The following is a 10,609-nucleotide window of genomic DNA, read 5'->3' on the forward strand; positions in this document are numbered from 1 at the left end:
GCTGCGCTCCCGCTGCCCACGCGATGCGTGGGCGGATCCCTGCGCTGCGCTCCAGGATCCGGTGGGGCCGGCCGCGATGCGTCCGGCGCGGCGCGCGGTGCGCGCTCGCCCACTGAGGGGCTGTCAGGTGCGGCTAGTGGGGCCTCCAATATGGGAGTTGGGGGGAGCGCGGGGCGCTCCCGGCGGGTCCGCTGCGCTCCCCCGCCTGACGGTCCTTCCGGCTTCGCCTCCAGAACCTTGGGGCCCCACTGTCGCGGGTTGGGCTGGCTATGGGGGTGGGGGTCGCTCGTTCGTGTGGGTTCCAGTGTACCGCGTGACCTCAGGTTGATGCAGCATGTACTGTTGGCGGAAACATGAGACACCCCCCAACCACCCTGGCGGGGTCGCGAAGGAGGGGACGACTTGAATTCGTTGAGCGTCGAAATGCGCCTCAAGGCGCGGGAGGAAATCCAGCATGAGGTTACCGGACTGACGGCGGAGCAGATTCACGAGCGGCTGGTGGCTGCTGGTGGCTTGGAAAGCCGCGAAGGCCAGCCGAGGCCGCTCAGTACGGAGGAGCGGCTGGCTGCTGTTCGGCGGAACGAGCTGCGGCGCATCTGGAACTTGATGGGCGGCACGGGGTGGGACGTCTACTCCTCCGAGTCTGGCGCCAGGCGCTGCGGGACCGTCAGGAAGGTGCGGACGGTGGGGCGGTGGAGCCCGATTCCGAGCTGATCCGCTATCGGGTCGTGGCGCAGCGGACTGATCCGGCGCACCCGGGGCCTCGGTGGTGACGAACTACACCTACGCGCGGTCCGTTGAGGAGGCCGTGGCGAAGGTGCGCCGGGCGAAGGAGAAGCCGGGTGGCTTGTACGGGGACCAGGGCCTGTACCGCGTGGTGGAGGCCGTCGAGGAGAGCCCGCAGAGCGAGGCGCGTCAACTGCAGGCCGCTCGCGGGCTGTTCCTCACTGCGGTCATGGACGCCGCTGTTGCCGCCCTGGCCGACCAGCCGGCATCTGCCCGCCCGGAGTTGATCGGCGCTCTGTCCGAGTTCTTCATCGACACCGTCCTCACTCGCGCGATCGTCTCCCCCGACAGCGGAGAGGACAACGCTCAGCTGCACGCCCGGGACGGAGAGGTCCTGTCCCGCCTGCTCCTGGCCCACCTCGCCGACCACGGCCTGGACCTGGTGGAGGCACGCGCCCGCACCGGAGAACTGCGCGCCCTGCCCGATCGGCACACGGGTGTCGGCCGGCCTTCCCTTCGTGGCGAGGAGAGCGAGCCGCCGGCGGAGCTCATCGAGCGCGTCCTCACCGTGTGCGAGCAGCACTACGCCGCCGTGACCGGCACCAGCTCCGAGCAGTGGGACCACGAGTCGTCCCAGGAGCTCGTGGACATCGCCCTGCGGACCGTGCACCTGGCGGAGCCGGAGACCTACCCGCAGACACTGGACGCCTACCTGCGCGAGCACCGGGCGCGGCTGGAGCGGCTGTGGCGCCGCTACGGGCCCGGCGGCATGTTCGCGGGCGAGCTCGTGCTGATCGACCTACCCGGCTGCTTCGTGCTGTGCGAGAGGATCGAAACGACCCCGCTCTGGCTCAAAGGGATCTGGGCAAAGCACGGCCAGGAGGAAACCACGCTGGAAAGGCTTCACGACAGCTGGCTGTACGACACGGGTGAAAAGGACGGACGATGAGCAGGATTCCACTCAAGAAACACCAGGTCGATCAGAAGTCGGCCTTTCGTAGGTGGGTGGGATTCCCTGCAAGGTCATCTGTGCCCCCTCAGGGTGCCCGTGGCACGATCGTGTCAGCGACCGGCTCCGGAAAAACGATCATGGCTGCCGCGAGTGCGCTGGAGTGCTTCCCGGACGGCCGGATCCTCGTGACCGTGCCGACCCTGGACCTGCTCGTGCAGACCGCCCAGGCGTGGCGCGCGGTGGGGCACCGCTCCCCCATGGTCGCGGTGTGCTCGCTGGAGAACGACCCGGTGCTGAACGGGCTGGGGGTGCGCACCACCACCAACCCGATCCAGCTCGCCCTGTGGGCTGCCCATGGGCCGGTCATCGTGTTCGCCACGTACTCCTCTCTCGTGGACCGCGAGGACTTCGAGGACCCGACGGGCCAGGGACGCACTCGCGGGCCGCTGGAGGCCGCTCTGGCGGGCGGAGAGCGCCTGTACGGGCAGCGCATGGCCGGCTTCGACCTCGCGATCGTGGATGAGGCCCACGGCACCGCCGGTGATCTTGGCCGTCCCTGGGCGGCGATCCACGACAACGCCCGCATCCCCGCCGACTTCCGGCTGTACCTCACCGCCACCCCGCGCATCCTGGCCTCGCCCCGGCCGCAGCGCGGGAAGGACGGCCAGGAGCTGGAGATCGCGTCGATGGGCCAGGACTCGCAGACCTACGGGCCGTGGCTGGCCGAACTCGGGCTCTCGGAGGCGATCGAGCGGGAGATCCTCGCCGCGTTCGAGATCGACGTCCTGGAGATCCGCGACCCCTCCCCCGTCCTCGGGCTGTCGGAGGAGGCACTGCGGGGCCGGCGCCTGGCCCTGCTGCAGACCGCGCTCCTGGAGCACGCCGCGGCGTACAACCTGCGTACGGTCATGACGTTCCACCAGAAGGTGGAAGAGGCCGCCGCGTTCGCGGACGCGCTGCCGAAGACCGCTGCAGAGCTGTACGTCACCGAGACCGATGACGAGACCATGGTCAAGGCGGAGAAGGCGCTCCCCGCGTCCTCGATCGACGCGGAGTTCTACGGCCTGGAGGCCGGCCGCCACGTACCCCCGGACCGGGTGTGGTCGGCGTGGCTGTGCGGCGACCACACCGTCGCCGAACGGCGCGAGAAGATCCGCCAGTTCGCCAACGGCATCGACGCCAGCAACCGGCGCGTGCACAGGGCGTTCCTCGCGAGCGTTCGCGTGCTCGGGGAAGGCGTGGACATCACGGGCGAGCGGGGTGTGGAGGCGATCTGCTTCGCGGACACCCGCGGCTCCCAGGTGGAGATCGTGCAGAACATCGGCCGCGCCCTCCGGCTGAATCGGGACGGCTCCACCAAGGTGGCCAGGATCATCGTGCCGATCTTCCTGGAGCCGAACGAGGACCCGACCGACATGGTCGCCAGCGCCAGTTTTCGCCCCCTTGTAGCCGTTTTGCAAGGGCTCCGCAGTCACGATGAACGACTCGTTGAGCAGCTCGCCTCACGCGCCCTCACCAGCGGCAAGCGCAAGGTCCACGTCCAGCGCGACGAGAACGGCCAGATCATCGGCGCCGACGGCGCGGGTGACGGCGAGGACCAGGAGCACGACGACACCCAGGCCGCCGCCGAATCCGCTCTGCTCCACTTCAGCACTCCCCGGGACGCGGCCACGATCGCCGCGTTCCTGCGCACCCGCGTCTACCGGCCGGACAGCCTCGTCTGGTTGGAGGGTTACCAGGCCCTGCTCCGCTGGCGGGCGGAGAACGAGATCACCGGCCTGTACGCCGTTCCCTACGACACGGAGACCCCGGTCGGGGTCACGAAAGATTTTCCCCTTGGGCGCTGGGTCCACCAGCAGCGGAAGGCGCTGCGGGCCGGGGAGCTGGAGGAGCGGCGCAAGGAGCTGCTGGACGCCGAAGAGGCCGGGATGGTGTGGGAACCGGGCGAGGAGGCATGGGAGAACAAGCTCGCCGCGCTGCGCTCGTTCCACCGGGCCACCGGGCATCTCGCCCCCCGTCAGGACCAGGTGTGGGGCGAGGGCGAGGCGATGGTGCCCGTCGGGCAGCATGCGGCCAATCTCCGCCGCAAGGGCGGCCTCGGGAAGGACCCCGAGCGCGCCGCGGTGCGGGCGGCGCAGCTGGCGGCGATCGACCCGGACTGGGACTGCCCGTGGCCGCTCGACTGGCAGCGGCACTACCGCGTCCTCGCGGACCTGGTCGACGCCGACGGCGTCCTGCCGGCCATCCAGCCGGGTGTTCTGTTCGAGGGCGACGACCTGGGCAAGTGGCTCGCGCGGCAGCGCGAGGCGAGCACCTGGGCGCAGCTGTCCACCGAGCAGCAGGAGCGCCTCTCCAGGCTGGGCGTACAGCCGCTTGAGGCGCCGTCTCCCGCCCCGGCGGCCGCCCGGTCGACGAAGGGCCCGAGCAAGGCCCAACAGGCGTTCCAGCGAGGCGTACAGGCCCTCGCGCAGTGGGTGGAGCGGGAAGGCGCCCACCGGCCGGTGCCGCGCGGGGCCAGCGAAGAGATCGCGGTCGACGGTGAGGCGGAGCCGGTGACCGTGAAGCTGGGCGTGTGGGTATCGAACACCCGCGCGAGGCGGGACAAGCTCAGCGCCGAACAGCTCGCCGCCTTGGCCGCGTTGGGCGTCGACTGGGCAGGCCCGGCACCCGCCGCCCCGGCCCCCACGGACGGAGGCTCCGAGCAGCCGGCGCCGACGGAGACGTCCGTGCCGGAGCAGCGCGACGCCGACGCGATGACGGACCAGGAGCGCGAAGCCGAGGCGGCCCGCGGCCTGGCGCGCATGAAACGCCTCACCGAGCTGACCCGGAAGCACACCAAGGCCGAACTGCTGCGCATGGCCTACGCGGGCGGCCTGGTACGCCACAACTCCCCCGAGCAGTGGCGCAAGGACGAGATCGCCTCCGCCGTCGTGGACCAGGAGCTCCGCGCCGCCGCCCGGGCCGGGACCGACCAGCCTCCCGCGTCGGCCGCCCCGCCGAAGCGGCCACGGGTACGGCATCACCATGACGAGTGCGACACGGTGCTGTACGAGGGCGGCGCCTGCACCTGCGACCTGATCGAGCAGTACGGGCCGCCCTCCGAACGGGAGGACTCCTACTGAGCCGGTCACTGACCGTTCCCCAGGTGACCCCGGGCCTTTCGAAGCTCGGGGTCCCGTGCTGCTCGCGGTGGTGAGGCAACTGCCGAACACCGACCGCGCTCCTGCGCCTGGAGGCGGGCCGACCGGCACCCGTTCTGTCATCTTCCGTGCACGAAGTCGCGAGTTGGAATTGTCAAGTGACGGGATCTGAAGCAGAAGAGATCAACATCTGAAGCGTTAACACTCCAAGCCGCTGGACAGGCGCCCACCAGCGCATCCGGGGAAACCGTGGCTTCCAACTGGCGTCACAGTGTTCACAGGTTCTCCGATAACCCGGTCTGAGCGGGAGCCGGGCCGACCGCCCGCACCGGGTATCGGTGCCCGAACTGTGCCTGCGCCGACGCATTATGGGGAGCGTGAACAGCGAACTCACCGTGCTGCAGCGGCAGAAGCCCGTGGGCCAGGACGACACGATACGGATGCTCCTGGACCAGTCCAAGCGCTCCGGCCGTGCCGTCCCCATCCGGCGCGCGTTCGTCCAGGACGCCGAGCCCGGCCTGCGTCTGGTCACGCGGCCCGGCCCGTTCCCCAAGCTGCTGCGCAGCCCCGAGCGGCTGGAGCTCTTCCTCTTGATCCACTGCGTCACCGCGAGCGCCGACTGGGGGGTGACCGCGCGGTCGGAGACCTGGGGTCGCGCGACGGGGATCTCGTTCGCCACCAACGGCACGGCGAGCGCCGCGGTCTCCCGGCACCTGGCGCGGCTGAAGGACCTGAAGCTGATCAGCACCGCCCCGGACGGCCGGATGACCCGGATCACCAAGCTGCTGGAGGACGGATCCGGGGCCCCGTACTCGCTGCCGTCGGGCAGTGACCAGGGCACGCGCAAGGACACCTACTTCAGGGTGCCCTTCGCGTACTGGGAGCAGCACTACTACAAGACGCTGTCGATGCCGGCGAAGGCGATGCTGTTCATCTTCATGGCCATGCGCAGCCCCTTCTCCATCATCATGCGCAAGGACCGGGAGTTCGCGGACTGGTACGGCGTCTCCCCGTCGACCGTCAACCGCGGCATCGCGGAGCTGAAGGACAAGGGCCTGCTGTACGAGTTCGTCTCCGAGCAGTTCCTGGACAGTGCCTCCGTCTTCGGCCAGAACACCCGGGTGCGCTGGGCGCTCGCCTCGCCGTTCGACCTGAACGTCAACAAGAAGGACCGGGAGGCGGCGGAGGCCGCCTGGACCCCCGAGGGAGCCGCCAGCACCGCGCTGCGGATCGGCCCTGGTGTCCCGGTGCTCGCCAGGGCGCTGGCCTCCCGCTGAGCACCGCCGGGGAGCCACGGCATCTCCGGCCCCACAGCCCCCGGCCCCGCACGGGGCCGGGTACGGCGCAGGCCGCCGCCCCGCAAACGGGCGACGGCCCCCTGTTCCAGCAGGGAGCCGCCCAGTGAAGAAACCGACAGTCACTCCCCGAGGAGGGCACCATCAGCATGTTCAACGAGCCTACGGGCACCGACCGGCCGGCGTCGACCCGGCATCACCAGCACAACGGCACGCTGCACCGCATCGGATCCCGGCTCCGGGACCGGGTGAAGCGGCTCCTGGACGGCGGCCGCCGCCGTCGCCTGCGCTCTCTCGCCCGTACGGCGGGTTACGGGATCGTCCGCGGTGCCGCCGGCGCCCTGGGCGCGAGCGCGACCGGGTGGATCATCTGGTGGATCCAGCAGCGCTGACCCGGCGCACCCGCTGATCCCGTCGTACACCGCTGTCGGCGGCCCCGGTGCCGGGGTCGCCGACAGCGCGGCGGAAAGGGCCATCGGCGGCCCACAGCCCCTCGCCGGGCGAGGGGTCCCGCACTTCAGTGCACGCCGCGATACGGCGTGCGGGCGACGCCCGGGGGCGCGTAGGCTCCGGCGGCATGGCCGCCGACAGCATGGTCCAGCTCATCTCCTACCTCACCGCTCAGCAGCCGTACGAGATCGTGGGCACGCCGGAGAGCGAGTGGGTCGACTTCAAGAGCGCCTCGCCCAAGGGGCCGTACGACCTGAGCACCGACAAGGGCAAGTTCGAGCTCGCCAAGGACGTCGCCGCGTTCGCGAACGCCGGCGGCGGCCTGATCGTGTGCGGCTTCAAGGCGAAGAAGCGGACCAACGAGCTCTACGAGGTCGCGGAGAAGGTGACGCCCTTCGACAAGAAGCTGGTGAACATCGACTCCTACAAGGACGTCCTCACCGAGTACGTGCGCCCGCTGCTCAAGGCCAAGTTCTTCTGGTTCGACCACCCCGAGGACGACCCGGAGACGTCGGGACACTACTTCGTGATCGAGGTTCCGGCGCTGGCCGAGTCCGAGCGCTGGGCACTCGTCACCCGCGGGACCAACGACAACGGCCAGTTCATCAAGGGCAGCTGGACGATCCCGATCCGCAACGGCGACAACACGGCCCACCTCCCGCCGGACGATGTGTACCGGCTGATGAACGACGGCCTGCGCACACGGCGAAGCCCCGTCCCGGTGGTACCGGCCGTCCCGGCCGCGGACCGTGCCAGGGCCCGGGAGGACCTGCGCACCGCACTGGAGATGGAGGAGACGCCGGTGCTCTTCTTCCAGAGCGTCCCCGATCATCCGCGCGGGCTCGTTCCCGGTATGTACGCCGACGGCGGCCTGCGGGACCTCCTGAGCAACCAGGACACGCTCCGGGGCGCCCACGCCTTCAACTGGTCCTCGGCATACAAGCGGCCGGAACCGCGCGAGGGCGGTCTGCTGCTGGCCGACGCTCCCCGTCGCGGGCTGCTGATCGAGTCGGACGGCACGGTCACCGGGGCCGCGGCGGCGACTTCGGAGATGCTCGGCTGGGCCCTGGGCCGCAGCAACGACGGCGGGCCGCGCAGGATCAGCGTGTTCGTCCTGACCGAAATGACACTGGAGTACTTCCGGCTGGTCGACCCGCACGTCCTTCCTCTGGTCGAGGGCGACTGGACACACCGGATCGTCGCCTCGGGCTTCACCGAGGACCCCGGGTGCACGCTCGCCCCCGGCGACGATCCCGCCTTCCCGTTCTGGGGCGCCCCCCAGCTGGCCACGAGCAGCGACTGGAACCACCGCTGGAAGGCCTTGGGCGACCCGGAACGCGACGCCTACGAAGCGCTGCGTCACATCTACGCCCTCTTCGGCCTCGATGTCACCACCAACCCGTTCATCGACACAGACCGTGTGAACACCACCAAGCTGCTGGAGAAGAAGCCGTAGGAGATCTCCACCCCGGCGCACCCTCGGACCGGCGATCGTCTGCCCGGCGGCGCGCGCGGCCCCGCCGTCGCGCGCGAGGAACACCGGCGGCACCCGATCCCCTCGCCCGCCGCCCGGGGCCTGTCCCACCCACCCACTTCTCTTTTCTTCCTGCTGTGGGGCGTGGACTCGGGGGCGTAGAGGGGATGTCGGCCTCCCGACCACGGCCGGACCAGGCATGGTGACCTGCGGATTCACGGAAGGGCGCGGCAGAGGGCGCGGGCGGTTGTCGGACGGGTTGTCGGCGGGGATGTGGGCCTGGTCCACGGCGGTGTTGTCGCTTCGTGACCGTGGTCGGGCCTTCGTGGTCGGGGCTCTGGTCGGGGCCGGCTGCTGTCGTGACCGGGTACGCGCGGCGCCGGGCAGGCCGGTGCCGCACCGGCAGGGAAGTGGGCGGGGCCGTGATGATCGGCGTGGACGCGGGCAGCGGGGACCGGCTGGCGCTGGGGGTGCTGGCGCAGTACCGGATGGCCACCACCGGACAGCTGCACCGGGTGATCGCGCCCGAGGTGCGGATCGAGCAGACGCGGCGGCGGCTGTCCCGGCTGCGGGAGGAGGGGCTGGTCGACCGCATCACGCTGCCGCAGGCCGGGCGGACCCGGGTGTGGTTCCCGACCTCGTACGGCGTGCAGCTTGCCTGCGAGTGGCCCGAGCTGCGCGGGCACCGGCCCTCGAGGACGGTGTCCGATCCGACCGCTGTTCGGCTGAAGGCCGGCCACACGCTGACCGTGACCGAGACCGCGCTGGTCTTCCTCGAGGACGCCCGCCGCCGCGGCGATGTGTGCGAGCCGCTGGACTGGCTCCCCGAGGTCCACCATCCGGTCGGGAGCGGCGAGGCCGTCATCCCGGACGCGCTCCTGTACTACCGGCGCGGTCCCGCTGACGGGGACAACGGCTCGATGCTGCGGGCGTTCGTGGAAGTCGACCGGGCCACGATGGGGCCCGAGCGCCTGGCCGCCAAGCTGACCGCGTACGAGCGCCTCCACCGCTACGTGCCCGTGGTCCCGGGGCGCCGGCCGACCTTCCAGGAACCGGCGGTGGAGGAGTGGCGGCGGCGCTACCCGCTCTTCCCCCGTCTCCTGTTCGTCCTGGACGGCACCGGCCCGGCCGGTGTCGAGAACCGGATCCGCGCCCTGCGCGCCGCGGTCGGGCTGCTGGCCCGCTTCCCGTACGACGTCCCCGTCCTCGCGGCGCAGCTGGCCGACCTGCTCCAGCACGGCCCCTCCGCACCCGTGTGGCGTCCCGTCCACGACCCCGGTCGGCGAGTGCGCTGGACGGAGTCCGGGCACCGGCAGGCCTGACGTGCGGCCGCCGCAGACGCGGCACGGGTCTGTACTCCGCTTCGCCCGCAGACCCTCCGTAGCGAAGCAGTCGGCCACCAGCCCAGCTCGTATCCGCCCCTTGTCGACCTGGTCAGCCGCGCATCCGAACGCCAACGGCCGACCAGTCGAAGCAACGCGAGGGGCACCAAGCAGGGCACTACGGGAGGCGCCAGGAAGGACACCACGAGGGGCACCACTAGAAGCAACCAGCGGCGTTCGCGGTCTCTGGGGTCCGAGTAGGAACGGATCAGGAAACCGGTATTGCTGTCAGAAGTTTTGACAGGCCGTAGTCCGATCCGTTGGGCCTCACCGCTGAATGGGGGTCGGTCGGCCGCAACATCGTCGGCCACACCCTGGTGATCTTCCCACGGTCCTCTACGGGGCCACGGCTGCGGCCTTCACGCACTGGCGGCTGTGGCCGGCGCAGTGGTCCACGACTGCCTGGTCGAGGGTTACGTGGTAGTGCTGGGTGCCGGAGGAACAGTCGACGACGAGTTGGGGGTCGCCGAGGTCCAGGCCCAGGCGGAAGCCGTTCTGTACCCAGGACAAGGGAACGGCCAGGGCCATGAGGTCGGTGGTGCGGGTGTGCTCGCGGCGGCCGTCCGCGTCCTTGTGGACGCAGCGGTTGGGGCGTCCCCGCAGCTCGTCGCAGATGAACTCGATCACGCGGGTGAGGACGTCCGGACGGTGCAGGGCCACGTCGCGCAGGGCGCGGACCTTGGGCTCGTCGAGTTCGGGGTAGTTGCCGTCGAACAACGTGTGGTGGTTCGGACAGAGGGGCACCACGTTGCCGAGGTGGTGGAACAGGCCGTAGCGGCGCTGCTCGGCGATGTGCGTGAACCGGTCAGGCAACCGCTCAAGCTTGCCCGCCGCATCCTGACGGATCGCCGGCCAGTTACGGATGTGCGCCATCTCCGGACGCGGCCGGGTCGTACCGCACGCCAGACACGCCTCGCCGAAAATCTTCCTGACGGCTCGGAGCAGGACGTCGGGGTTGCTCGGCCGGTTACCGTCTTTCGCCATACGAACACCGTACGGTGCCGGACTGACAGCCCCACCGGTAGGAATACGAACGGCATCCGACCGCGAGCGAGAGCCCAGAGCCGTGCACGCAGCCACATCCCGCACCCTGACACTCTGGCTGCGTGCATGTGACGCCCGATCGTCGTTGTCCGAAGTCGCGTACACGGATGTCCGCAGTCGTCTGCACACAACACCGTTGCAGAGTG

At 70.4% G+C, this 10,609-nt stretch carries 7 protein-coding genes and 1 pseudogene; 7 read left to right on the forward strand and 1 reads right to left on the reverse strand.

Translation table 11 applies throughout. The features are described from left to right. The first annotated feature begins 402 nt into the window (after positions 1-402). The 7 genes and pseudogenes from V5O46_RS31055 to V5O46_RS31085 all read left to right on the forward strand — a co-directional run bounded on the left by V5O46_RS31055 (position 403) and on the right by V5O46_RS31085 (position 9,359). Positions 403-714: a hypothetical protein gene (locus tag V5O46_RS31055; protein WP_332888079.1), complete on the forward strand. Its 312-nt coding sequence runs from the start codon at positions 403-405 to the stop codon at positions 712-714. A 94-nt stretch (positions 715-808) separates the two neighbouring features. Next, entirely contained in the window at positions 809-1,675 is an 867-nt protein-coding gene (locus V5O46_RS31060) for a hypothetical protein (protein ID WP_332888080.1), read from the forward strand. Further along, positions 1,672-4,335, forward strand: a pseudogene (locus tag V5O46_RS31065) (Helicase associated domain protein); the annotation flags it as partial. The gene V5O46_RS31060 and the pseudogene V5O46_RS31065, both read left to right, overlap by 4 nt. An 860-nt stretch (positions 4,336-5,195) precedes the next feature. Next, positions 5,196-6,095, forward strand: a complete 900-nt coding sequence (locus V5O46_RS31070) for a hypothetical protein (RefSeq protein WP_332888081.1) — start codon at positions 5,196-5,198, stop codon at positions 6,093-6,095. A 167-nt stretch (positions 6,096-6,262) separates the two neighbouring features. Further along, entirely contained in the window at positions 6,263-6,505 is a 243-nt protein-coding gene (locus V5O46_RS31075; protein ID WP_332888082.1) for a hypothetical protein, read from the forward strand. Between the two features lie 185 nt (positions 6,506-6,690). Then, positions 6,691-8,019 (forward strand): AlbA family DNA-binding domain-containing protein, encoded by a 1,329-nt coding sequence (locus tag V5O46_RS31080; protein WP_332888083.1) that lies wholly within the window; start codon positions 6,691-6,693, stop codon positions 8,017-8,019. Between the two features lie 443 nt (positions 8,020-8,462). After that, positions 8,463-9,359 carry a replication-relaxation family protein gene (locus tag V5O46_RS31085; RefSeq protein ID WP_332888085.1) on the forward strand — a complete coding sequence of 299 codons (897 nt, stop codon included), beginning with the start codon at positions 8,463-8,465 and terminating at the stop codon, positions 9,357-9,359. 396 nt (positions 9,360-9,755) lie between these two features. On the opposite strand, the gene V5O46_RS31090 is transcribed toward V5O46_RS31085, so the two are convergent. Continuing rightward, positions 9,756-10,403 (reverse strand): HNH endonuclease, encoded by a 648-nt coding sequence (locus V5O46_RS31090; RefSeq protein ID WP_332888084.1) that lies wholly within the window; start codon positions 10,401-10,403, stop codon positions 9,756-9,758. Between the last annotated feature and the right edge of the window lie 206 nt (positions 10,404-10,609).

Source organism: Streptomyces poriticola (genome assembly GCF_036689765.1).
GTDB lineage: Bacteria > Actinomycetota > Actinomycetes > Streptomycetales > Streptomycetaceae > Streptomyces > Streptomyces poriticola.

Excerpts from the sequence above, each read along its gene's own strand:
- V5O46_RS31075 (WP_332888082.1), top strand. The coding sequence starts at position 6,263 with ATGTTCAACGAGCCTACGGGCACCGACCGGCCGGCGTCGACCCGGCAT.
- V5O46_RS31080 (WP_332888083.1), top strand. The coding sequence starts at position 6,691 with ATGGCCGCCGACAGCATGGTCCAGCTCATCTCCTACCTCACCGCTCAG.
- V5O46_RS31085 (WP_332888085.1), top strand. The coding sequence starts at position 8,463 with ATGATCGGCGTGGACGCGGGCAGCGGGGACCGGCTGGCGCTGGGGGTG.
- V5O46_RS31090 (WP_332888084.1), bottom strand. The coding sequence starts at position 10,403 with ATGGCGAAAGACGGTAACCGGCCGAGCAACCCCGACGTCCTGCTCCGA.